This is a genomic window from Micromonospora sp. WMMD1274 (assembly GCF_049179035.1).
Taxonomy (GTDB): domain Bacteria; phylum Actinomycetota; class Actinomycetes; order Mycobacteriales; family Micromonosporaceae; genus Micromonospora; species Micromonospora tulbaghiae.
This window is the reverse complement of sequence record NZ_JBMHMG010000001.1, coordinates 854,684-876,967: the sequence shown is the minus strand read 5'-3', so window position 1 is coordinate 876,967 and position 22,284 is coordinate 854,684. Positions and strand designations below refer to the sequence as shown.

Sequence of the window (22,284 nt, the reverse complement as noted above, 5' to 3'; positions counted from 1 at the left end):
CGGCCGGGTCCGGCCTGATGGTGCGGGCCGAGCAGGTGCACAAGTCGTTCGGGCCGCTGGAGGTGCTCAAGGGCATCGACCTGGAGGTCCGCTCCGGCGAGGTGTGCTGCCTGCTCGGGCCCTCCGGCTCCGGCAAGTCGACGTTCCTGCGCTGCATCAACCACCTGGAGAAGATCGACGCCGGCCGGATCTGGGTGGACGGCGACCTGATCGGCTACCGGGAGCGCGGCGGCAAGCTGTACGAGATGCGGGACAGGGACGTGGCCGCCCAGCGCCGTGCCATCGGCATGGTGTTCCAGCGGTTCAACCTGTTCCCGCACATGACGGTGCTGCAGAACGTCATGGAGGCGCCGGTGCTGCTGCGCCAGGCGAAGAAGGCGCAGGCCCGGGAGCACGCCGCGCAGCTGCTGGACCGGGTGGGGCTGGGCGACAAGCTCGGCGCGTACCCCGGTCAGCTCTCCGGCGGCCAGCAGCAGCGGGTGGCGATCGCCCGGGCGCTGGCCATGCGGCCGAAGCTGATGCTGTTCGACGAGCCGACCAGCGCGCTCGACCCGGAACTGGTGGGCGAGGTGCTGGACACGATGAAGGACCTGGCCCGCGACGGCATGACGATGATCGTGGTGACCCACGAGATCGGCTTCGCCCGCGAGGTGGGCGACCACCTCGTGTTCATGGACGGCGGCGTGGTGGTCGAGCAGGGTGACCCGCGCGAGGTGATCTCGGCGCCGAAGCACGAGCGGACCAAGGCGTTCCTGGCCAAGGTTCTCTGACCTCGGCCTCCGGTGCGGCGCGCGCCGCACCGGAGGCCGGAGTTGTCGGGCATACGGACTAGAGTCGCAGCCGTGACAGCTACGACGCCGCGCCTGCTCCTCGTCGACGGACATTCCCTGGCATACCGGGCTTTCTTCGCCCTGCCTGTGGAGAACTTCTCCACCACCACGGGGCAGCCGACCAACGCCGTCTACGGCTTCACCTCGATGCTGATCAACGTGCTGCGCGACGAGCAGCCGACGCACATCGTCGTGGCGTTCGACGTCTCCCGCCGCTCCTTCCGCACGGAGAAGTACTCCGAGTACAAGGCCGGCCGCAGCGAGACCCCCACCGACTTCAAGGGCCAGGTCAGCCTGGTCAAGGAGGTCCTCGCCGCGCTGCGCGTGCCGGTGGTCGAGAAGGAGGGCTACGAGGCCGACGACGTCATCGCCACGCTCGCCTGCCAGGCCCGCGATCAGGGCATGGACGTGCTGATCACCACCGGCGACCGGGACGCGTTCCAGCTCGTCGGCGAGCAGGTGACAGTGCTCTACCCGCGCAAGGGCGTCTCCGACCTGGCCCGGATGGACCCGGCCGCGGTCGAGGCGAAGTACGGCGTCACCCCGGACCGCTACCGCGACCTGGCCGCGCTGGTCGGCGAGACCAGCGACAACCTGCCGGGCGTACCGGGTGTCGGCCCGAAGACCGCGGCCAAGTGGATCAACCTGTACGGCGGCGTCGAGGGCGTGGTGGCCCGCGCCGACGAGATCAAGGGCAAGGCCGGCGACAGCCTGCGCGAGCGGCTGGCCGACGTGATCCGCAACTACGAGATCAACTGCCTGGTCTCCGACCTGGAACTGCCGGTCCGCCCCGAGGACGCCCGCTGGCAGGGCTGGGACCGCGAAGCCGTGCACCAGGTCTTCGACACGCTCCAGTTCCGCATCCTGCGCGACCGGCTCTACCAATACCTGGAAGCCGTCGAGCCGGAGGCCGAGGCGGGCTTCGACCTGGCCGGCGAGGTGCTCACCGAGCCGGGCGCGCTGGCGGGCTGGCTCGACACGCACGCCCCGGCGGGTGCCCCGGTGGGCCTGGCGGTCACGCTCGACACCGGCCCCAACCGCCGGCACACCGCCACCGTGACCGCGATGGCGCTGGCCACCGCCGCCGGCGCGGGCGCCTGGTTCGACCCGAGCGCCCTGGGCGCCGACGACGAGACCGCGCTGGCCGGGTGGCTCGCCGACGCGGAGCGCCCGAAGGTGCTGCACGACAGCAAGCCGGCGGTGCTGGCGTTCGCCGCGCACGGCTGGGAGCTTCAGGGCATCGCCCGCGACACGCAGATCGCCGCCTACCTGGCCCGCCCCGACCAGCGCTCGTACGACCTGACCGACCTGGCGCTGCGCTACCTGCACCGGGAGCTGCGCGTCGACGCGCCGGAGACCGGTCAGCTCACCCTCGACGGGCTCGGCGACGAGGGCGTGGCCGAGCAGAACCTCATGCTCCAGGCCCGCGCCACGCTCGACCTGGCCGACGCGATCGACGCCGAGCTGTCCCGCGACGGCGAGCAGTCGGCCCGGCTGATGGCCGGCGTGGAGCTGCCGCTGATGCGGGTGCTCGCGACCATGGAGCGCACCGGCATCGCCGCCGACACCGACTACCTCTCGGAGCTGGAGGCGCACTTCGCCGCCGAGGTGAAGGCCGCCGCCCAGGGCGCGTACGAGGTGGTCGGCCGCGAGTTCAACCTCGGTTCGCCGAAGCAGCTCCAGGAGATCCTCTTCACCGAGCTGGGCCTGCCCAAGACCAAGCGGATCAAGACCGGTTACACCACCGACGCCGACGCGCTCCAGTGGCTCTACGCGCAGACCGAGCACCCGCTGCTGCACCACCTGCTGCGCCACCGCGACGTGGCGAAGCTCAAGTCGACTGTCGACGGTCTGCTCAAGTCGGTCTCCGACGACGGCCGGATCCACACCACGTTCAACCAGACGGTGGCGGCGACCGGGCGGCTGTCCTCCACCGAGCCGAACCTGCAGAACATCCCGATCCGCACCGAGGAGGGGCGGCGGATCCGGCGCGCGTTCGTCGTCGGCGAGGGCTACGAGTGCCTGCTCACCGCCGACTACAGCCAGATCGAGATGCGGATCATGGCGCACCTGTCCTCGGACGACGCGCTGATCGAGGCGTTCAACTCCGGGCACGACTTCCACGCCGCCACCGCGTCCTCGGTCTTCACGGTCGAGGTCGGCGACGTGACCGCCGACCAGCGCCGCAAGATCAAGGCGATGAACTACGGCCTGGCGTACGGGCTCAGCGCGTTCGGCCTGTCCCAGCAGCTCGGCATCAGCGCCGAGGAGGCGCGCGGGCTGATGGAGAACTACTTCGCCGGGTTCGGCGGGGTCCGCGACTACCTCCAGGAGGTGGTGGCCCGGGCTCGCCAGGACGGCTACACCTCCACCATCCTGGGTCGCCGCCGCTACCTGCCCGACCTGGTCAGCGACAACCGGCAGCGCCGCGAGATGGCCGAGCGGATGGCGCTCAACGCCCCGATCCAGGGTTCGGCGGCCGACATCATCAAGGTCGCCATGCTGCACGTCGACAACGCGCTGCGCGACGCCGGGCTGCGCTCCCGGATGCTGTTGCAGGTGCACGACGAGCTGGTCTTCGAGGTCGCGCCGGGCGAGCGGGAGGCGCTGGAGGCGTTGGTGCGCAAGCAGATGGGCGAGGCGTACCCGCTGTCGGTGCCGCTGGAGGTGTCGGTGGGCGAGGGCCGCGACTGGAACAGCGCCGACCACTGACCCCACCGCCGCCCCACCCGCGTCGGCCACCGCCCACCCACCCGCCCCGGCGGTGATCAAGGAGTTTGTGTCACGCCCGAGCCCGTTCGGGGACACAAACTCCTTGATCACCGCACAAGAGGAGGCGGCGGAGGAGGCGGGAGCAGGGGCGAGGGCGCAGGGGCGGCGGCCTGGAGGGCGGCGGCCAGGCGGTCCCGGACGGCCACCTGGGCCGCGATCCGGGCGTCCAGCACGGCCAGCCGCTCCCGGCCGACCCGCAGCCCGGTCGGGGACGGCGGCGCCGACGCCACGTCCCCGTCCAGGCAGGGCAGGAAGACCCGCACGTCGTCCAGCGTCAGCCCGGCGTCGAGCAGGTGACGGATGTTGCGGACCCGGGTGACGACCGCGGCGTCGTACTCGCGATAACCGTTCGCGGCCCGGGCCGAGGCGATGAGCCCGTGTTCCTCGTAGTGCCGCAGGGCACGCGGCGTGCAGCCCGTCGCCTTCGCCACCGCGCCGATCCGCACCGCCGCCACCGTCCTCTCACGCGACCACCGCGCCCCCGTCCACCGGCAGCACCACACCGGTGACGAAGTCCGCCTCCGGCTCGCACAGCCGCCGGATCGCCCAGGCTACGTCCTCCGGGCGGCCGATCCGGCCCGCCGGGGTGTGTGCGAGCTGCCAGTCCCGTACCGCCGCGCGCCGCTCGGGGGAGAGGCCACTGTGCTCGCCGATGGGAGTGTCGACCGCGCCGGGCGCCACCGCCACCACCCGGACGCCGCGCGGCGCGAGTTCCACCGCCCAGCTGCGGGTCAGCGAGTCCAGCGCGGCCTTGCCCGCCGCGTACACCGAACTGCCCGGCCAGGCGCGCAGGCCGACCGACGTGGTGACGTTGACGATCACGCCACGGGTCGCGGCGAGCGCCTCGACGGCGGCGTGCGCCAGCCGGATCGGCGCGAGGAGGTTCGTCTCCAGTTGCCGCCGGGCGGCGTCCTCGTCCAGCTCCGCCAGCGGCCCGCCGCCGGCCACGCCCGCGTTGTTGACCAGGACGTCGAGGCGGCCGTACCGGTCGAGCGCGGCGCGGACGACCCGGTCCGGCCCGTCGGGAGCGGTGACGTCGGCCGTCAGCGGGGCGATACCCGGCCGGCCGGCGGCGGTCTCCGCCAGCGGCGCGGCGCGCCGGCCGACTGCGACCACTGCGTACCCGGAGGTGGCGAGGGAGCGTGCGGTGGCCCGGCCGATGCCGGTCCCCGCACCGGTGACCACGGCGACGCGTGGCGTGCGGCGTTCCATGCCGGCATCGTCCGACCCTGCCGCCTGCGGCAGGGTCAAGCGGGCCGGTCAGAGACCGAGCAGGACCGGCATCGCGTTGACCGCGCCGTGCACCACGAGCAGCGGCCACATCCGGCGGTACCGCGACCACAGGTAGCCGAGGAACAGCCCGAGCGCGCCGTGGTTGACTAGCACCGACGCCAGGTCGACGGCGGGCCGGCCGCTGCCCTGGATGGCCACGTGCCAGGCCGCCCACACCAGCGACGCGAGCACGATCGCCGGCCAGCGGCCCAGCAGCGACTCCCACCGGGTCTGCAGCCACCGCCGGTAGAAGGCCTCCTCCAGCAGCGCGTTCACCGCGAAGGCCACAAGCAGCGTGACGACCAGCTCGACCGGCGTGACGGTCCGCCCCCAGTCGCTCGCCGGCACGGACAGCGGCGTCGCGTAGCTGAGCACCAGCCACACCGCCACCGGCAGCGCCGGACCCCACCGGTGGGCGGCGTCCGCCAGGGCCGGCCCCGCCCGCCACCGTGGCGGCCGGCGGCGCGCGGCCAGGAACACCACAAGGGGTACGCCGAGCAGCAGCGCGAGCTTCCACACGGTGTACGCGGGTTCGCCGCCCAGCAGCGGCATGACGGCGGCGAACGCGATCCCGGCCAGCAGCAGCGGCACCGCCTCACGGTACGGCGCTACCGGCTCCGGCCACCTCGGGTCGGGCGCGGGCGGGATCAGGCGGATCAGCGCGATCGCGGCCAGCGCCGGTATCCAGCGGCTCCACATCGGCACGGTGCCGTCGTGGTCGGCGCTGTACCTGACGCCGGTGTTGCCGGTCGCCACCAGGAAGACTGCCGCGACGGCGATCAGGCCGAGGCCGGCCACGAGGACCACCCGCCCGGCGCGGGGATGACGGCCGGCGATCGAGACGTCTGTCGTCATCGCCGGCACGGTACCAACGCCCGGCGAACGGACCGGCCGGCTCAGCCCTTGAGCGGGTCGTGGCCCCAGTTCATCAGCGACCAGCGCCACCTGGTGTCCCGGACGTCACCCGCGGGACGTTGCGCCAGGTGCCGGTGCACGTATCCGATCACCTTGCGCATGTGCTTGTAGTCGGCGGCGGTGAGGTCGGCGCGCTTGCGGCGCAGCAGGTCGACGATGCGCCGGCCGGAGTCGTGGCCGACCGACTCGCCGCCCTGGGTGCCCTTCTTGTGCCAGCCGACGTGTTTGGACTCCTCGCTCTCCAGCCAGCGGGACAGCTCGCCCGGCTTCATGTTCACCGCGTCGGTGAACTCCCGGTACGTCTGCTGCGGGTCCTCAGCGCGACTCATGGCGAAGCACCTCCGGACGGTGGGCGACGTCGCGGCCCGAGTCGTCGTTGGTGATCCGGTACTGCGGCTGCTCCGGCGAGGCGTTCACGGTGTGCCCGCGGACGTGGGTGCGCTCGGTCAGCTTCTCCTTGACGACGCCGTACGCCCGGCCGCTGTGGCTGGCCCAGGAGACGTGGTCCCCGGCGTGGAACTCCTTCTCGGCCATGCCGCCCGGTTACCCCGAGTGGATACCGAGTAACGGCGTCGTCAGGGCCGGATCTCCGCGATCGGCAGCTTGATCGCGAAGGGCTCGGGCAGCTCGATCACCTCGCTGCCGTCGTCCACCAGTTCGTACTGCCGCTCGCCGCCCGGGCCGATCCGGTCACCGAGGCGGTACGCGTAGAGGTGCACCGGATCCTGCTCGATCCGCCAGTAGAAGGGAATCCCTGCGGCGGCGTACTCGCCCGGCTTGGCGAACCGGTCGACCCGCCGGGTGCCGGGGGAGACGATCTCGACGGCCAGGACGACGTCCGCCGGTCGCAGGAGGGACCGGTCGCTCGGCAGCCCGGCGTGGTGGAGCAGGACGTCCGGTTGCCGGCTGGTGTTCGGGCTGAGTCCGACCCCGATGGCTTGGGACGCCCGTAGGTGAGCCGGTGCGTGCGATCGAAGCCAGAGCCACAGCAGGCTGGAGATTGTCTGGTGGCTCAGGGTGGGGGAGGGCGTCACCTGGAAGACTCCGTCGACGAGTTCGACGCGGGGGGCGTCGTCCGGCAGGGTGAGCAGATCCTCCAGCGTGTAGTCCGCACGCTGCTGCCGCATCGGGTCCGGACACCAGGGGCCAGGTGATGTCGGGACGGGCTCGGCGCTCATGCGGCGAGCGTACCGCCGGGTGCCGGAGCCCGTGTCGCACCTGAGGTGCGACGGCGCTCAGCGTGCCGGCTTCTCGGCGACGAAGATGGCGGTGCCGGGGAACAGCCGGCCGCGCAGCGGGCTCCACTGGCCCCAGATCCCCTCGTGCCCGGCCGGCCACTCCGGTTCCACCAGGTCCAGCAGGCGGAAACCGGCGCCGACCAGCTCCCGGATCCGGTCGCCCAGGGTGCGGTGCTGCTCGACGTACGTGGCCACGCCGTGCTCGTCCTGCTCGACGTAGGGGGAGCGGTCGAAGTACGAGTGCACGGCGGTCAGCCCGCCCTCGCCCGGGTCGTCCAGGAAGATCCAGCGCATCGGGTGGGTGACCGAGAAGACCCACCGGCCGCCGGGGCGCAGCACCCTCGCCACCTCGCGCATCGACGCCGCCGAGTCGTCCACGAACGGGATCGCGCCGAACGCGGTGCAGACGGCGTCGAACGCGGCGTCGGCGAACGGCAGGGCGAGCGCGTCGGCCTGCACCAGCGGCACGCGTACCCCGGTGCGGTCGGCGGCCTCGGCGGCGTGCCGCAGCATGCCGGCGGACAGGTCCAGCGCGACCGGCCGGGCGCCCTGGGTGGCGAGCCAGCGGGCGGCGGCGGCCGCTCCGGCGCCGAGTTCGAGGATGCGCCGGCCGGTCACGTCGCCGAGCAGCCGGGCGTCGGCCTCGCGCAGCCCTTCCGGGCACCAGACGAAGTCGGCGTCGCCGAGGAACGCGCCGTGCTCGGCCTGGTACGCGTCGGCGTCGGTGTCCCACCATCCGCGGTTGGCGCGGCGGATCTCGCCGGCGTCGACCCGTCGGCGGGTCACCCTGTCGTCGTCCACGGGTTCACGCTAGGTCCGGCGGCCCGGACCCGGTGCGGTGGGGGTGGCGGCTGGGGCGGGTGTGACGGACGAGACAGCTGTGGCACCTTACCGAGCAAAATCTCCGCTTTCGCAGCGGATGAGTTCGCACGGACCCGGGAGGGCTTGCACGCTGTGGTAATGCAGCGGGTAGGCTAGACGATGCGCTCGCGGATCGTGTGCCTCGGCAGGGAGCAGGTGCGCGGTCACCGGAGCCACTAATGATCTTCTCGCGTCGATCGTTCGGTGTGCCCGGCGACGGATCCGCTGGCGCGGAAGAGTCACTGCGACACCCATGCCCGCTGTGACAACCCATCCGACCGGAGCAACCGCCCACATGACGAGCAGCATCGAGGCCACCTCGAGCGCCAACAAGGTCACCCACGACGACCTCGGCTCTGAGGAAGCTTTCCTCGCCGCGATCGACGAGACCATCAAGTACTTCAACGACGGCGACATTGTCGAAGGCACCGTCGTCAAGGTCGATCGGGACGAGGTCCTGCTCGACATCGGCTACAAGACCGAGGGTGTCATCCCCTCTCGGGAGCTGTCGATCAAGCACGACGTGGACCCGGCCGAGGTCGTTTCGGTGGGCGACCACATCGAGGCCCTCGTCCTCCAGAAGGAGGACAAGGAGGGTCGGCTGATCCTCTCCAAGAAGCGGGCGCAGTACGAGCGGGCCTGGGGCACGATCGAGAAGATCAAGGACGAGGACGGCGTCGTCCGCGGCTCGGTCATCGAGGTCGTCAAGGGTGGTCTCATCCTCGACATCGGCCTGCGTGGCTTCCTGCCCGCGTCGCTCGTCGAGATGCGGCGTGTGCGTGACCTGCAGCCGTACGTCGGCCGCGAGCTCGAAGCCAAGATCATCGAGCTGGACAAGAACCGCAACAACGTGGTCCTGTCCCGCCGTGCCTGGCTGGAGCAGACGCAGTCCGAGGTGCGCACCGAGTTCCTCAACAAGCTCCAGAAGGGGCAGGTCCGCAAGGGCGTCGTCTCCTCGATCGTCAACTTCGGCGCGTTCGTCGACCTGGGCGGCGTGGACGGCCTCGTGCACGTCTCCGAGCTGTCCTGGAAGCACATCGACCACCCGTCCGAGGTCGTCGAGGTGGGCCAGGAGGTCGAGGTCGAGGTCCTGGACGTCGACCTGGACCGCGAGCGGGTCTCGCTGTCGCTGAAGGCGACGCAGGAGGACCCGTGGCGTCAGTTCGCCCGCACCCACGCGATCCAGCAGATCGTGCCGGGTAAGGTCACCAAGCTGGTGCCGTTCGGCGCGTTCGTCCGGGTGGACGACGGCATCGAGGGCCTGGTCCACATCTCCGAGCTGGCCGAGCGCCACGTGGAGATCCCGGAGCAGGTCGTGCAGGTCGGCTCCGAGGTCATGGTCAAGGTCATCGACATCGACCTGGAGCGCCGCCGGATCTCGCTGTCGCTCAAGCAGGCCAACGAGGGCTTCGTCGAGGGCGAGGAGCACTTCGACCCGACCCTCTACGGCATGGCCGCGACGTACGACGAGCAGGGCAACTACATCTACCCGGAGGGCTTCGACCCGGAGACGGGCGAGTGGCTCGAGGGCTACGACAAGCAGCGCGAGACCTGGGAGCAGCAGTACGCCGAGGCGCGTCAGCGCTGGGAGGCCCACACCAAGCAGGTGCAGACCTCCCGTGCCGCCGACGCCGAGGCCGCTGCCAACCCGGCTCCGCCCGTCACCAGCGGCACCACCACCTCGACCTCGGCCCCGAGCCGTCAGGCCGAGGAGCCGGCCGGCACGCTCGCGACCGACGAGGCGCTCGCCGCGCTGCGGGAGAAGCTCGCCGGCGGCAAGTGACCGGATGCTGACGCGGGTTCGTCCCACCGGACGAATCGGCGACTGCCTCTGACGACGGGCCCCGTCCCCGCGTTCCGCACCAGCGGAGCGCCGGGGGCGGGGCCCGCGTCGTACGCCGGGGCGGTTTGGCATGCCGACGAGCGATCCGGTTGACTGTCCGGGTGCTGAAGGTGGGGCTGACCGGCGGAATCGGATCGGGCAAGAGCGCGGTGGCGAGCCGCCTCGCCGCGCTGGGCGCGGTGATCGTCGACTCGGACCGCATCGCCCGGGAGATCGTCGCGCCCGGCACCGACGGGCTGGCCGAGGTGGTCGCCGCCTTCTCCGACAAGGTCCTGGACGCCGACGGGGCGCTGGATCGGGCCGCCCTCGGCGCGCTGGTCTTCGGCGACGAGGCCGCCCGCCGCACGCTCGAAGGGATCACCCATCCGCGGGTACGCGCACGCAGCGCCGAACTGGTCGCCGCCGCTCCCGCCGACGCGATCGTGGTGAACGACGTACCGCTGCTGGTCGAGGTGGGACTCGCGCCGACGTACCACCTGGTGGTCGTGGTGCAGACGGCCGTGCCGACCCGGATGGCCCGGCTGACCCGCGACCGGGGCATGGCCCCGGCGGAGGCGCAGCGGCGCATCGCCGCGCAGGCCGACGACGAGACCCGCCGCGCGGTCGCGGACGTGCTGCTCCCGAACGACGGCACGCTCACCCAGCTGCACGCCGCGGTGGACGCCCTCTGGCGCGACCGCCTGCTGCCCTACGAGCGCAACGTCCGCGAGCGCCGCGCCGTCCCACCGGACCCGGCGGCGCTCGCCGGACCGGATCCGACCTGGCCCGAGCAGTACGCCCGGCTGGCCGCCCGGATCCGCCACGCGGCCGGCGGTGACATCCGGGTCGACCACGTCGGCTCCACGGCGGTGCCGGGGCTGGCCGCCCCGGACGTGATCGACATCCAGGTGACGGTGTCCTCGCTCGACGAGGCGGACGGGCCGCTCGCGCAGCGGCTGGCCGAGGCGGGTTTCCCGCGCCTGCCGGGCGACTGGTGGGACGCCCCGCGGCAGCCGGAGCCGGTGCGCTGGCCCAAGCGGCTGCACGGCGGCGCGGACCCGGGACGCCCGGTGCGCCTGCACCTGCGGGAGGCCGGCTCGCCCGGCTGGCGCCACGCGCTGCTGGTGCGCGACCACCTGCGCGCCGACCCGGCGCGGCGGGCCGACTACCTGCAGGTGAAGCGGGATCTGGCGGCGGCCGCGCCGGAGCATGCCGCGTGGGGCACTGTGACCGATCCCTGGTTCGACGAGGAGCACCTGCGCGCCGAGGAGTGGGCCGCGCAGACCGGCTGGCGGCCCTGACGGGCCGTCCCGCGAACGCGGGCCGTTCAGCGCGACGCTAGGCCGACGACCCGCCGCTGCCCGCCGCGCGCCCCGGCGTGAGGTCGAGCCGGATCCACACGCCCGGCCCGGTCCGTAGTTCCATCCGGCGCGGCAGACCACCGCGGTCCAGCCACAGGCGGCGGCCGCCCGGCAGCTCGAACACGTCGACCGTCCGGTCGCCCAAGCGGTCCTCCCGGACCCGGACGATGTCGCCGGCCGGCGGGCGCCGGGCCGCCCGCAGCGCCGCGTCGAGCAGCCGGTCCAGGTCGTCGCCGGGCGGGCGCGCGGGGGCCGCGAGCAGCGCGGGCGGCACCGGCGTCGGGGGTGTGGCGGGACCGTCCGGGGACCGCTGCACCTGCGCCACCCGTCCCGGCCGGGCCCAGCGGAGGGTACGCCGGCCGCTGCCCTCCTCGATCACCGCGAGGTACGCCGACGGGCTCGTCCAGTCCACCGTGCCGGCGGCCAGCAGGTCGGCCGACGGGGCGAGCGGAGCGGCCACCGTCACCGCCGCGCCGCCCAGTGCCCGTAGCCGGGCGGGCAGCGCGGCCAGCCGGGCGGCCTCGTCGTCGGTGAGCGCCCGGGGCTGCCCGGGCCGGCCGCCGAGGGCGTCCACCGGATGCAGGGTGGGCCGGTCGGCGCGGGTCAGGTCGACGGTGACGGGTGTGCCGTCGGCCAGCCGGCCGGTGAGCCGGTGCAGGCGGGCGTCCGCGTCCACCCACAGCGTCGGCGGCGGGTCACCAGCCGGTGCGAGGGGCGCCTGGAGCACGTCCACCGGGACGCCGCCGACCCGGTCGTCGCGCAGCCACCGGCCGTCGGTGGCGGGCCGGTCGACCCGGTCGGCGCCGAGCCCGATCAGCAGGTCGCGTACCGCGCCCAGGCCGTGCCCGCCGGCCGCCTCCCGCATCCGCCACCGGTCCGCCGGCGGCACCAGCGGGGGCCGGGCCGGGGTGGGGAGCGCGCCGGGGTCGGGCCGCACCAGCAGCGCGGACGCGGTGGCCTGGACCAGGCCCCGGTCGGCGCCCGCGCCCGGGCCGCCGACGTCCAGGTAGACCAGGGGGCGGGCCCAGTCGACCCAGCCGACCAGTTCGGTACGGGCGGCGTCGGCCCCGACTGTGACCCGGACGCCGGCGCGTACGTCGCGCAGGTTGGTGACCCGCAGCGCGGCCACCCGGTCGGCTTCGGCGGCGGTGAGCGGGCGCGCCGTCCCGGTCTCGTCGGCCCGGTGGGGTGCCCAGGTCAGCAGGCCGGCGACGAGCGTCGCGGCGGAGATCGCGGCGGCTGCCACGAGCGCGGCGAGCGCGATCCGGCGCCGGTCCGGCCCGTCCGGCGGGTCGTCGGCGCCGTCCAGTTCCGGGTCGCCGCCCGGCCGGGTGGTGAGCGTGGGACGACGGCCGGCGAGCGGGTCGGCGCGGCGGCGCCGGCCGGCCACCGTGGCGGGCCGGGTCGGTGTGCTGGTGCGGCCGCGACGGTGACCCCGGCCCGGTTCCCGGGGGACGGCCTGGTCGCCGTCGCCACGGGCGGAGAGCCGGTGCGGGCGGCTCGCGCCGCGCTGGCGGCCCGGCTCGTCGGCGGGCGGGGGCGTGCCGGTGTCGGGCTCGCGTCGCGGCCGGCGCTCGGGAGAGGTCCCCACGAGTGGAGAACGCGAGAGCGGGGTTTCGGTGACGAGCAGGGGCGCTCGCGGCGGCCGGTCAGCGCTGCGCGCGACCACCGTCGGCGCGCACGCCGGTCGTCCCGGGTGCTGCGGCCCTGGCGCCGGGGGCGACCGGCCCGCGAGGGGCGATCACCTGCCCGGTCGGCCGCCGCGAGCGGCCTACGGTACGAGGGTAGACCGGTGAGATGAGCCACACAATGGGAATATCGAAGCCGATCAGGGACGGTCCGTGGTCGTGGGCGGAAGTGTCGGACCGCGGGCGTACCGTTGGTGTCATGGCGCTCGACATTCCCCGGCTCGACGGCCGCTTCCAGGTCGTCAGTGAGTTCCAGCCGGCCGGTGACCAGCCGGCTGCCATCGACGAGCTTGAGCGTCGCGTGCGGCGCGGCGACCGCAACACGGTGCTGCTCGGCGCGACCGGCACGGGCAAGAGCGCCACCACGGCGTGGCTGGTCGAGCGGCTCCAGCGGCCGACCCTGGTGCTCGCCCCCAACAAGACCCTCGCCGCCCAGCTCGCGAAGGAGTTCGGCGAGCTGCTGCCGCAGAACGCGGTCGAATACTTCGTCTCCTACTACGACTACTACCAGCCCGAGGCATACATCCCGCAGACCGACACCTACATCGAGAAGGACTCCTCGATCAACGAGGAGGTCGAGCGGCTGCGGCACTCGGCCACGATGTCGCTGCTCACCCGGCGGGACGTCATCGTGGTCGCCACCGTGTCGGCGATCTACGGCCTGGGCACGCCGGAGGAATACCTCGACCGGGCCGTGCGGGTCAAGGTCGGGCAGGAGCTGGACCGCGACCAGTTGCTGCGCCGGCTGGTCGACATCCAGTACACGCGCAACGACATGGCCTTCCAGCGCGGCACGTTCCGGGTCCGCGGCGACACGCTGGAGATCATCCCGGCGTACGAGGAGCTGGCGGTCCGGATCGAGCTGTTCGGTGACGAGATCGAGAAGCTCTACTACCTCAACCCGCTGACCGGTGACGTGGTCCGCGAGGTCGACAGTCTGATGATCTTCCCGGCCACGCACTACGCCGCCGGTCCGGAGCGGATGGAGCGGGCGATCCGCGACATCGAGGCCGAGCTGGGTGAGCGGCTGGCCGAGCTGGAACGGCAGGGCAAGCTGCTGGAGGCCCAGCGGCTGCGCATGCGCACCACCTACGACATCGAGATGATGCGCCAGGTGGGCTTCTGCTCCGGCATCGAGAACTACTCCATGCACATCGACGGCCGGCTGCCGGGCAGCCCGCCGCACTGTCTGCTCGACTACTTCCCCGACGACTTCCTCACCGTGGTCGACGAGTCGCACGTGACGATCCCGCAGATCGGCGGCATGTACGAGGGCGACGCCTCCCGTAAGCGGATGCTCATCGACCACGGTTTCCGGCTCCCCAGCGCGGCTGACAACCGGCCGCTGCGCTTCGACGAGTTCCTGGAGCGGGTGGGCCAGATGGTCTTCCTCTCCGCGACCCCCGGCCCGTGGGAGCTGGAGCAGGCACAGGGCGAGTTCGTCGAGCAGGTGATCCGGCCCACCGGCCTGATCGACCCCGAGGTGGTTGTCAAGCCGACCAAGGGGCAGATCGACGACCTCATGCACGAGATCAAGCTGCGTACCGAGCGCGACGAGCGGGTGCTCGTCACCACGCTCACCAAGAAGATGGCCGAGGATCTCTCCGACTACCTGCTGGAGAACGGCATCCGGGTGCGCTACCTGCACTCCGAGGTCGACACGCTGCGCCGCGTCGAGCTGCTGCGCGAGCTGCGCAAGGGCGACTACGACGTGCTGGTCGGCATCAACCTGCTCCGGGAGGGCCTCGACCTGCCCGAGGTCTCGCTCGTGGCGATCCTCGACGCCGACAAGGAGGGCTTCCTGCGCAGCGGCCGGTCGCTGATCCAGACCATCGGCCGCGCGGCCCGTAACGTCTCCGGCCAGGTCCACATGTACGCCGACAAGATCACCCCGTCGATGGCGAGCGCGATCGACGAGACCAACCGGCGCCGGGCCAAGCAGATCGCGCACAACGAGGCGAACGGCATCAGCCCGGAGCCGCTGCGCAAGAAGATCCACGACATCCTCGACGACATCTACCGCGAGGCGGAGGACACCGAGAACAGCAACGTCGGCGGGGCCGTGCGGCAGTTGTCCCGGGGCAAGGCGCCGGTCAAGGAGACGCGCAGCCGCCGGGGCGCCGCCGCTACCCCGTCGCGCGAGGGGATGGCCCGGGCCGACCTGGCCAACCTCATCCAGGAGCTCAACGACCAGATGCTCGCCGCCGCGCGCGAGTTGCAGTTCGAGCTGGCCGCGCGGATCCGCGACGAGGTCGCCGACCTCAAGAAGGAACTGCGCGGGATGGACGCCGCAGGGGTCCGGTGACCGGCGCGACGGCCGGGGCGGCGCGATGCTGACCGAGGCCGTCATCGGGCGGCCCGACCCGCGGCTGCGCCAGTGGGTGGACCGCTACCTCGGCTACCGCGAGGACGCGCCCGTCCCGCTCGTGCGCCGGGAGGCGGCGGGCGCGTTCGTCGTGCTGATCCTCGGCTGGGGCGACCCGCTGGACGTGACCGACCCGCGTGTTCCCGACCGGGGCGGATGCGCCGGAAACGCCTTCCTGGCCGGTCCGTTCGACGGCTGGTGCGCCACCCGGACGGCCGGGACGGGCACCGGGGTGCAGGTGCTGCTGACCGGCCCGGCGGCCCGCCGCCTGCTCGGGCTGCCGCTGGCCGAGCTGACCAACCGGGCGGTGCCGGTCGACGCGGTTGCGGGCTGGCTGGCCCGGCTGCGCGACGAGCTGGCCGGCGAGCCGGGCTGGCCGGAGCGCTTCGCCCGGCTCGACGCGGCCCTGGTCGCGCGGCTGGCGTCGACCGCGCCGGTGGACCCGCACCTGCTGGCGGCCTGGCGGCGCCTGGACGGCAGCGGGGGAGCGGTCGGCGTGGCCGCGCTCGCCGGGGAGGTGGGCTGGTCCCGCCGTCACCTGTCGGTCCGGTTCCGGCGGGAGTTCGGCCTGCCGCCGAAGACCGTCGCCCGCCTGCTGCGCTTCGAGCGGGCGTACGCGAGCCTGGGCCGGACGCTGCTCACCGTGGACGCCGCCGTGCCGGACGACGCCGGGTGGGCGGAGCGGGCCGCCCGGTGGGGCTACTACGACCAGTCACACCTGATCCGGGAGTTCCGCGAGTTCGCCGGTGCCACTCCGGCCGCGCTGACCGGGCCTGGATCGCATTCGTCCAATCCGGTCTGACCGGCCCGGCGGCAGACTGACGGCATGCAGAGCGTCTATCCCGTCTTGCGGTATCCCGACGTGCGAGCCGCCGTCGACTTCCTCTGTTCGGCGTTCGGCCTGACCGTGCGCGAGGTGCACGAGTTGCCTGACGGCACCGTCGTCCATGTCGAGCTGGCGTTCGCTGGCGACCTGGTGATGCTCGGTCCGGGGCCGGCGCCGCGGTCCCGCCCGGCCGACGACGACTACGGCGTCTACCTGGCGATCGAGGACGTCGACGCGCATCACGAGCGGGCCCGGGCGGCCGGTGCGGAGATCGTCCGGGCGCCGTTCGACACCGACTACGGCTCCCGCGACTACGTCGCGCGCGACCTGATCGGGCTGGTCTGGTCGTTCGGCACCTACCGCCCGTGACCGCGTCGCCCGCACGGTTGCGCTGTGTGGGCGAGGTATTGCCGAGCGTGACGGTGATGCGTACGCTCCCTCCCGGGAGGCGTGCATGCCGTTGTCAGCAAGTCCTGTGGTCCGGAGGGCGCGGCTCGGTGTGGAGCTGCGCCGGCTGCGTCGTCGCGAGTCGCTCACGCTCGAACAGGTCTGCGCCCGGCTGGGCTGGGCGTCCACCTCGAAGCTGTCCCGCATCGAGCTGGGGCAGAGCCGGCCCGACCTGGCCGACGTGCTCGACCTGCTCGACGTCTACGAGGTGCCGTCGCCGCAGCGCGACGAGCTGATCGTCATCGCGCGTGACGCCGCCACCGGCCGGGGCTGGTCGAAGGCGCTCGGCGATATGGGGGAGCGTCAGCGGGCGTACGCCGAGCTGGAGGCGGGCGCGGAGCGCATCGTGGAGTACCAGTGCGTGCTCGTGCCCGGGCTGCTCCAGACCCCGGCGTACGCCCGGCTGCGCGTGTCGGCCGGCGCGGCGCTGGCCGGGGAGGTGGACGTGGAGGCCGACGTGCGCGCCCGGGTGGCGCGCCAGGAACTGCTGATCCGGCCGGACCCGCCGCACTACACCGCGCTGGTGGACGAGCGCGTCTGCGACCCGGACGGCCTGCCTTCCGACGTGTGGCGCGACCAGATGCGGCACCTGCTCGCGCTCGCCGAACGGCCCCGCGTCACCGTCCGGGTGCTGCGGTCCGCGGCGTCGAGCGGCGACGGGCCGCACCCGCTGGCGCCGTTCTCGTACTACTCCTACCCGGACCCGGAGGACCCGCGCACCGTGCTGGTGGAGACGCTCACGACCGACCTGCGGCTGGTCGCCGAGGCGGACGTGACCCACTACGAGCGCGTCATCGAGCGGCTGCTGGCGGCGGCGCTGCCGGCGGACGCCTCCGCCGAGCTGGTGGCCCGGCGGCTCGGTGCGGCGCCCGTGCCCCGGCCGCGCGATCCGCACGAGCTGGAGTGAGGCGCACGGCCCGCCGTCGGTGCGGCGCGACCACCGGGCCCGGCGCCCCCGATGACCGTCGGGACCGGTGGCCGCGCAGCGCGCAGGCTACGACAGCGGTACGACAGTTCAGGCCGGAACGTCGATGAAGTGCTCGACCAGCGGCGGGCCGGCGAAGTGGGGGCCGATCAGGCCGCGCCACTGCGCGAACCGCTCGGTCTGGCGGAAGTTCACGTCGTGCGCCTCGACCGAGTCCCACTCGACGAGCAGCACGAACCGGGTGGGCGACTCCACGCCCCGCGTCATCCGCACGGAGCGGCAGCCCTCGGCGCCGGCGAGGATCGGCCGCGCCTGCGCATAGGCGGCGGCGAACTCGTCCTCGTGTCCGGGCGTGACATCGATCAGCGCGACCTCAAGAACCATGCTGGCAGCCTGCCATGCCGGCCCGCCGCCGGTGCGTCCCGGGTGACATCCCGGCGCCCCGCACAGCCACATGACTAGCCTCCTAGGACGCGCCGCGGGACGTGAGCCGCGGCACGTCGAGACATCGACGGGCGGCCCGGAGATGCGCCACCCGGGTGCGATGGTGAACAATGGCGGCCGAGGAGGGGAGTATTCCCCCGCGACGGAGTCGTCAGCACGGAAGAGCGCCGGCACCCCCGGTGGCCCGACCCGGCTCCGTCGGTCGGAACCCGGCACGCGGGCTCCGGCGGAAGAGACCTCCGACAGTCACCCCTGTCAGCGTCGACGCACCCCGGCACCGCACCCGGGCGTACGGTGTGCCCGACGCAGCGTGTCTGCCGGAGGATGGATTTGAACGTGTCCGCATTGGTGTGGGCGGTAACGCTGATCGCGATGATCGCGGTCCTGCTCGCCGACCTGTTCATCATCGGCCGGCGGCCGCACGAGCCGAGCGTCCGCGAGTCCAGCCTGTGGGTGGGCTTCTACGTCGGCCTGGCGCTGCTCTTCGGCGTGGTCCTCTGGCTCACCGCGGGTGGCCGCGTGGCAGGGGAGTTCTACACCGGCTGGCTCACCGAGTACAGCCTCTCGGTGGACAACCTCTTCGTCTTCGTGATCATCATGGCCCGGTTCGGGGTGCCCCGGCAGTATCAGCAGAAGGTGCTGCTCGTCGGCATCATCCTGGCGCTGATCATGCGGGGTGGCTTCATCGCGGCCGGCGCGGCGCTGATCTCCCAGTTCTCCTGGGTGTTCTACATCTTCGGCGCGTTCCTCATCTACACCGCGGTGAACCTGGCCCGGCAGGGCGAGCCGGACGAGGACGAGTTCAGCGAAAACCTGCTGATCCGGTGGAGCCGCAAGGCGCTGCCGCTGTCCCGCGACTACGACGGCGCGCGGATGACCACCCACGAACACGGGCGGCGCCTGTTCACCCCGATGCTGATCGTGATGATCGCGATCGGCACCACCGACCTGATCTTCGCGCTGGACTCGATCCCGGCGATCTTCGGCATCACCCAGGAGCCGTACCTGGTCTTCACCGCCAACGTGTTCGCGCTGATGGGACTGCGGCAGCTCTACTTCCTGCTCGGCGGCCTGCTGGACCGGCTCATCTACCTCAGCTACGGCCTCGCCGTGGTGCTCGGCTTCATCGGCGTCAAGCTGGTGCTGGAGGCGCTGGCCGAGAACAACCTGCCGTTCATCAACGGCGGCGAGCACGTGGCGTGGGCCCCGCACATCCCGATCTGGCTCTCGCTCACGGTCATCCTCGGCACCCTGGCCGTGGCCACGGCCGCCAGCCTGGCGAAGTCGTCGCGGGACCGGCGCCGGGAACTGGCTCAGGCCCGCCGCTGACCCACCCGTACCGCCGGGGCGCTCCCATCCCGGGGGCGCCCCGCGGCGTGTCCGGGGTCAGACGCGGTGGGCGCCGACGAGGGTGGCGGTCCGGTCGGCGGGCAGCTCCTCCTCGACCACCCGGCGGGTCAGATAGCAGGCGTGCAGCATCCGGCGCCGGCCGCCGCGCGGCTCGGCCGACACGATCCCGACGTGGTGGATGCGCCGGCCGGGCCGGGCGAAGAAGTAGAGGTCGCCGGGGCGCTCGGCGTCCAGCGGCACCCGCGAGGTCGCCGCCGCCTGGTCGTCGGCGTCGCGGGGGAGCGTGATCCCGTACCGCCGCCAGGCCAGGTGCACCAGCCCGGAGCAGTCGATGCCGTCGGTGGACATGCCGCCCCAGACGTAGACCAGGTCGCGCAGCCGCTCGGCGACCGCGAGCACCTTCTCGGCCTCCGGACGCTCGGCGGGCAGCGGCACCAGGTCGTCCTCCGTGGCCCAGAGCGGGTCGGGCCGCCCGGGTACGCGGACCGGTCGTCTGCCGTCCACCGCCGGCCCGGCCGGGGTGAGCCGGGTGCCGAGGACCACGCCGGTGAGCGCCGCGTCGCCGTCCGGCCCGGCGCGCAACGCGGTGTGGGCGACGTCGACGGTCAGCGGCCGGTCGGCGGCCGAACCGGTGCCGGCCGGACCGGAACCGGAACCGGCCGAACCGCTACCGGCGGGGACAGGACCGGACGGACCGGAGCCGGAAGGACCGGAGCCGGACGGACCGGGACCGGACGGGCCAGGACCGGATGGGCCGGCACCGACCGGCCCGGCCGGAACGGTGCCGGACAGAGCGGGGCCGGCGGGGCCGGCGTCGGCCGGATGAGTGGAGGACGGGCCGGCGTCGGCGGGATCGGCCAGGTGGGCGGCCCGCAGCCAGCCCGGGTAGCCGTCCGCGCCGAGCTTCGCCGCGGGCTGGCCCAGCGCCACCACCCGTACCCAGCCGTCCGGCCGGGTCTCGGTGACGCGCACCGGCTCGCCGAGCAGCAGCTGGGTCAGGACGCAGTCACCGACGAGCTGGTCGCGGTCCATGCCGGCGATCCAGGCGGCGACGTCGGGGGAGCCGGCGAGGGCGGGACAATCGATCGGGCGTACCGCCTCGGGCGCGGTCCAGAGGGTCGCCACCGGTACCCGTACGACGGCCCGGCGGCCGGGCTGAGGCGCCACGCGTACCCCTCTCTGCGGTGGTCGTCGGGGCGACCATATGAAAAATTCTGACGATGCTCAAGCATGTGTCTGAATTTTAGCTTCACGTAGCCCGGTGACGCCCAGCCCCGGCGCATCCGGCAGCAGCACGCTCGCGCCCTCGTACCGGATGCCCCCGGCGACCGGCGACCAGGCCAGCCACCAGGCGGCGTCGAGGTCCGACACGGCCGTGGTGCCGTAGGCGGCGACCAGGCTGGCTGCGGCGCCCACCCCGACCGGCCCCTCCATCATCGAACCGACGATGGTGCCCATGCCCTGCGCGGCCGCCAGGTCGAGCAGCGTGCGGGCCGGTTGCAGGCCGCCGCACTTGGCCAGCTTCACGTTGACCATGTCGGCGGCCCGCCGCCGGATCACCTCGACCAGGTCGCGCACGTCGAAGACGGACTCGTCGGCCAGGATCGGCAGGTCCACCCGGTCGCTGACCCAGGCCAGCCCGTCCAGGTCGCGGCGGTGCACCGGCTGCTCGACCAGTTCCACGTCGAGCCCCGCGTCCTCGATCGCCCGGATCACCCGGACCGCCTCCCGGGGCGTCCAGCCCTGGTTGGCGTCCAGCCGGATCCGCACGTCCGGCCCGACCGCGGCCCGCACCGCACGGACCCGGTCCAGGTCGCCGCGGGCGTCCGTGCCGACCTTGAGCTTGAGCACGGTGAACCCCTCGGCACCGCGCCGCGCCGCCGTCGCGGCCAGGTCCACCGCGTCACCGGCCGCCAGCGTGACGTCGGTCGGCACGCGCAGCGCCGTGCCGCCGAGCAGACGCACCAGGGGTACGCCGAGCCGCCGCGCGGCCAGGTCGTGCAGCGCCACGTCGAGCGCCGCCTTCGCCGACTCGTTGCCCACCACGGCGCGGCGCACCAGCGCGCAGGCCGCCTGGAGGTCGTCGGCGTCGCGGCCGATCAGCAGCGGCGCGAGCATCTCGCGGACGCACGCCTCGGCGCCCGCCACCGACGCGCCGGTGACCTGCCAGACCTGCGGCGCCTCCCCGAAACCCGAGCGCCCGTCGCCGTCGATCACCTCCACGACCAGCGTGTCCACGGTGGTGGTGCGGCGCAGCGCGGTGACGAACGGGGTGTGTAAGGGGGCCGAGAGCCGGTGGGTGCGTACCGCGGCGATCGTCATGTGGGGCACCCTATAGCCAACTGGCACCGAGCAGGGGAGGGCCGATGGCCGGGCGGGAATGGGAGCTGGTGGGCGCGCCGAATGCGCGTGACCTGGGTGGACTGCCGACGACCGACGGGCGGCGGGTACGGGCGGGACGGCTCATCCGCACGCCCGCGCTGGGCCGGCTGACCGACGAGGACCTGCCGGTGCTGGGCAAGCTCGGCCCGGCGTGCGTGGTGGACCTGCGCGACGTCCACGAGCAGGCGGTGGCCCCGCCGGACCGGCTGGTGGGGGAGCCCCGCACCGTGCACCTGCCGGTCTACGACGCGGCGCACCCGGTGTTCACGTACGTCTCGGCGGTGTTGCAGGGCCACGACCTGGACGCGTACGCGGCGCTGGCCCGCGAGGGCATGCCGGGGGCGATGACGGCGATCTACCGCTGGTTCGTCACCGGTGAGTCGGCGCGGGCCGGGTTCGGCGAAGCGGTGCGGCTGGCCGCCGACGGCGCGAACCTGCCGCTGCTGTTCCACTGCTCGGCCGGCAAGGACCGGACCGGCTGGCTGTCGGTGGTGCTGCTGACCGCGCTGGGGGTGGAGGAGGAGGCGATCCGCGCCGACTACCTCGTGCACAACGAGCTGACCGAGAGCCTGCGCGAGGTGCTGCTGTCGGCGATGATCCAGCGCCGGCCGGACCTGGACCCGGCGGTGGCCCGGCCGCTGCTGGAGGTGCGCCCGGAATACCTGGACGCCGCCTACGACGAGGTGCGCCGCGCGCACGGCTCGTTCGAGGCGTACCTGCGGGACGGTCTGGGGGTGACCGACGCCGACCGCGCCGCATTGCGCGAGCGGCTGCTGGAGTAGCTGG

The 22,284-nt window shown here is 73.3% G+C and carries 20 protein-coding genes and 1 pseudogene; 10 read left to right on the top strand and 11 right to left on the bottom strand.

The annotated features are described in order from the left end of the window. The first annotated feature begins 17 nt into the window (after nt 1–17). Together ACN27D_RS03550 and polA are read left to right on the top strand one after the other, a co-directional pair. Nucleotides 18–770 (top strand): amino acid ABC transporter ATP-binding protein, encoded by a 753-nt coding sequence (locus ACN27D_RS03550; protein ID WP_174535931.1) that lies wholly within the window; start codon nt 18–20, stop codon nt 768–770. Nucleotides 771–842: 72 nt separating this feature from the next. After that, nucleotides 843–3,542 (top strand): DNA polymerase I, encoded by a 2,700-nt coding sequence (polA, locus tag ACN27D_RS03545; RefSeq protein WP_393157763.1) that lies wholly within the window; start codon nt 843–845, stop codon nt 3,540–3,542. Nucleotides 3,543–3,649: 107 nt separating this feature from the next. On the opposite strand, the gene ACN27D_RS03540 is transcribed toward polA, so the two are convergent. The 7 genes and pseudogenes from ACN27D_RS03540 to ACN27D_RS03510 all read right to left on the bottom strand — a co-directional run bounded on the left by ACN27D_RS03540 (nt 3,650) and on the right by ACN27D_RS03510 (nt 7,828). After that, nucleotides 3,650–4,048, bottom strand: a complete 399-nt coding sequence (locus ACN27D_RS03540) for a MerR family transcriptional regulator (RefSeq protein ID WP_421498528.1) — start codon at nt 4,046–4,048, stop codon at nt 3,650–3,652. A gap of 16 nt (nt 4,049–4,064) precedes the next feature. Continuing rightward, a complete protein-coding gene (locus tag ACN27D_RS03535) occupies nt 4,065–4,814 on the bottom strand; it encodes an SDR family NAD(P)-dependent oxidoreductase (RefSeq protein ID WP_421498527.1) in 750 nt (249 codons plus the stop codon). Nucleotides 4,815–4,862: 48 nt separating this feature from the next. Beyond that, on the bottom strand, nt 4,863–5,729 hold the full coding sequence (locus ACN27D_RS03530; RefSeq protein ID WP_421498526.1) for a CPBP family intramembrane glutamic endopeptidase: 867 nt from the start codon (nt 5,727–5,729) through the stop codon (nt 4,863–4,865). A 44-nt stretch (nt 5,730–5,773) separates the two neighbouring features. Beyond that, a pseudogene (locus ACN27D_RS03525) lies at nt 5,774–6,118 on the bottom strand (DUF3140 domain-containing protein); the annotation flags it as partial. Further along, entirely contained in the window at nt 6,105–6,323 is a 219-nt protein-coding gene (locus tag ACN27D_RS03520) for a DUF2945 domain-containing protein (protein ID WP_043329581.1), read from the bottom strand. The gene ACN27D_RS03520 and the pseudogene ACN27D_RS03525, both read right to left, overlap by 14 nt. Before the next feature lie 41 nt (nt 6,324–6,364). Beyond that, nucleotides 6,365–6,916, bottom strand: a complete 552-nt coding sequence (locus tag ACN27D_RS03515; protein WP_421501104.1) for a Uma2 family endonuclease — start codon at nt 6,914–6,916, stop codon at nt 6,365–6,367. Nucleotides 6,917–7,024: 108 nt separating this feature from the next. Continuing rightward, on the bottom strand, nt 7,025–7,828 hold the full coding sequence (locus tag ACN27D_RS03510; protein WP_421498525.1) for a class I SAM-dependent methyltransferase: 804 nt from the start codon (nt 7,826–7,828) through the stop codon (nt 7,025–7,027). 313 nt (nt 7,829–8,141) lie between these two features. On the opposite strand from ACN27D_RS03510, the gene rpsA reads away from it, so the two are divergent. After that, the gene (gene rpsA, locus ACN27D_RS03505) at nt 8,142–9,671 is read left to right on the top strand and encodes a 30S ribosomal protein S1 (RefSeq protein ID WP_121682996.1); all 1,530 of its coding nucleotides are present in this window, start codon (nt 8,142–8,144) and stop codon (nt 9,669–9,671) included. Between the two features lie 161 nt (nt 9,672–9,832). Beyond that, nucleotides 9,833–11,011, top strand: a complete 1,179-nt coding sequence (coaE, locus tag ACN27D_RS03500) for a dephospho-CoA kinase (protein WP_421498524.1) — start codon at nt 9,833–9,835, stop codon at nt 11,009–11,011. A gap of 37 nt (nt 11,012–11,048) precedes the next feature. Here the strand turns inward: coaE and ACN27D_RS03495 are convergent, their stop codons facing one another. Then, complete coding sequence (locus ACN27D_RS03495) at nt 11,049–12,662, bottom strand: hypothetical protein (RefSeq protein ID WP_421498523.1); 1,614 nt, start codon at nt 12,660–12,662, stop codon at nt 11,049–11,051. Nucleotides 12,663–12,958: 296 nt separating this feature from the next. Between ACN27D_RS03495 and uvrB the strand changes: the two genes are divergently transcribed. The 4 genes from uvrB to ACN27D_RS03475 all read left to right on the top strand — a co-directional run bounded on the left by uvrB (nt 12,959) and on the right by ACN27D_RS03475 (nt 17,304). Then, nucleotides 12,959–15,064 (top strand): excinuclease ABC subunit UvrB, encoded by a 2,106-nt coding sequence (gene uvrB / locus ACN27D_RS03490; protein ID WP_120568893.1) that lies wholly within the window; start codon nt 12,959–12,961, stop codon nt 15,062–15,064. Nucleotides 15,065–15,089: 25 nt separating this feature from the next. After that, nucleotides 15,090–15,926, top strand: coding sequence for a helix-turn-helix domain-containing protein (locus ACN27D_RS03485; RefSeq protein WP_421498522.1), 837 nt, complete (start codon nt 15,090–15,092; stop codon nt 15,924–15,926). 24 nt (nt 15,927–15,950) lie between these two features. Beyond that, nucleotides 15,951–16,319 carry a VOC family protein gene (locus tag ACN27D_RS03480; protein ID WP_120568895.1) on the top strand — a complete coding sequence of 123 codons (369 nt, stop codon included), beginning with the start codon at nt 15,951–15,953 and terminating at the stop codon, nt 16,317–16,319. Between the two features lie 85 nt (nt 16,320–16,404). Continuing rightward, nucleotides 16,405–17,304, top strand: coding sequence for a DUF5753 domain-containing protein (locus tag ACN27D_RS03475; RefSeq protein WP_421498521.1), 900 nt, complete (start codon nt 16,405–16,407; stop codon nt 17,302–17,304). A 108-nt stretch (nt 17,305–17,412) separates the two neighbouring features. Here ACN27D_RS03475 and ACN27D_RS03470 read toward each other — a convergent pair whose 3' ends face one another. Further along, complete coding sequence (locus ACN27D_RS03470; protein WP_013287496.1) at nt 17,413–17,706, bottom strand: antibiotic biosynthesis monooxygenase family protein; 294 nt, start codon at nt 17,704–17,706, stop codon at nt 17,413–17,415. Between the two features lie 390 nt (nt 17,707–18,096). Here ACN27D_RS03470 and ACN27D_RS03465 point away from each other — a divergent pair, with 390 nt between their 5' ends. Next, on the top strand, nt 18,097–19,095 hold the full coding sequence (locus tag ACN27D_RS03465; RefSeq protein ID WP_013287495.1) for a TerC family protein: 999 nt from the start codon (nt 18,097–18,099) through the stop codon (nt 19,093–19,095). A gap of 57 nt (nt 19,096–19,152) precedes the next feature. Here the strand turns inward: ACN27D_RS03465 and ACN27D_RS03460 are convergent, their stop codons facing one another. Then, nucleotides 19,153–20,283: an NlpC/P60 family protein gene (locus ACN27D_RS03460; RefSeq protein ID WP_421498520.1), complete on the bottom strand. Its 1,131-nt coding sequence runs from the start codon at nt 20,281–20,283 to the stop codon at nt 19,153–19,155. A gap of 57 nt (nt 20,284–20,340) precedes the next feature. Next, nucleotides 20,341–21,438 carry a mandelate racemase/muconate lactonizing enzyme family protein gene (locus ACN27D_RS03455; protein ID WP_421498519.1) on the bottom strand — a complete coding sequence of 366 codons (1,098 nt, stop codon included), beginning with the start codon at nt 21,436–21,438 and terminating at the stop codon, nt 20,341–20,343. 44 nt (nt 21,439–21,482) lie between these two features. Here ACN27D_RS03455 and ACN27D_RS03450 point away from each other — a divergent pair, with 44 nt between their 5' ends. Beyond that, nucleotides 21,483–22,280: a tyrosine-protein phosphatase gene (locus ACN27D_RS03450; RefSeq protein WP_121686262.1), complete on the top strand. Its 798-nt coding sequence runs from the start codon at nt 21,483–21,485 to the stop codon at nt 22,278–22,280. Nucleotides 22,281–22,284 lie beyond the last annotated feature (4 nt).

Coding starts and splice junctions, on each gene's coding strand:
- ACN27D_RS03470 (WP_013287496.1), bottom strand. CDS start 17,706: ATGGTTCTTGAGGTCGCGCTGATCGATGTCACGCCCGGACACGAGGAC.
- ACN27D_RS03450 (WP_121686262.1), top strand. CDS start 21,483: ATGGCCGGGCGGGAATGGGAGCTGGTGGGCGCGCCGAATGCGCGTGAC.
- ACN27D_RS03535 (WP_421498527.1), bottom strand. CDS start 4,814: ATGGAACGCCGCACGCCACGCGTCGCCGTGGTCACCGGTGCGGGGACC.
- ACN27D_RS03520 (WP_043329581.1), bottom strand. CDS start 6,323: ATGGCCGAGAAGGAGTTCCACGCCGGGGACCACGTCTCCTGGGCCAGC.
- ACN27D_RS03480 (WP_120568895.1), top strand. CDS start 15,951: ATGCAGAGCGTCTATCCCGTCTTGCGGTATCCCGACGTGCGAGCCGCC.
- ACN27D_RS03515 (WP_421501104.1), bottom strand. CDS start 6,916: ATGCGGCAGCAGCGTGCGGACTACACGCTGGAGGATCTGCTCACCCTG.
- ACN27D_RS03530 (WP_421498526.1), bottom strand. CDS start 5,729: ATGACGACAGACGTCTCGATCGCCGGCCGTCATCCCCGCGCCGGGCGG.
- ACN27D_RS03455 (WP_421498519.1), bottom strand. CDS start 21,438: ATGACGATCGCCGCGGTACGCACCCACCGGCTCTCGGCCCCCTTACAC.
- ACN27D_RS03485 (WP_421498522.1), top strand. CDS start 15,090: ATGCTGACCGAGGCCGTCATCGGGCGGCCCGACCCGCGGCTGCGCCAG.
- rpsA (WP_121682996.1), top strand. CDS start 8,142: ATGCCCGCTGTGACAACCCATCCGACCGGAGCAACCGCCCACATGACG.
- ACN27D_RS03550 (WP_174535931.1), top strand. CDS start 18: ATGGTGCGGGCCGAGCAGGTGCACAAGTCGTTCGGGCCGCTGGAGGTG.
- uvrB (WP_120568893.1), top strand. CDS start 12,959: ATGGCGCTCGACATTCCCCGGCTCGACGGCCGCTTCCAGGTCGTCAGT.
- ACN27D_RS03475 (WP_421498521.1), top strand. CDS start 16,405: ATGCCGTTGTCAGCAAGTCCTGTGGTCCGGAGGGCGCGGCTCGGTGTG.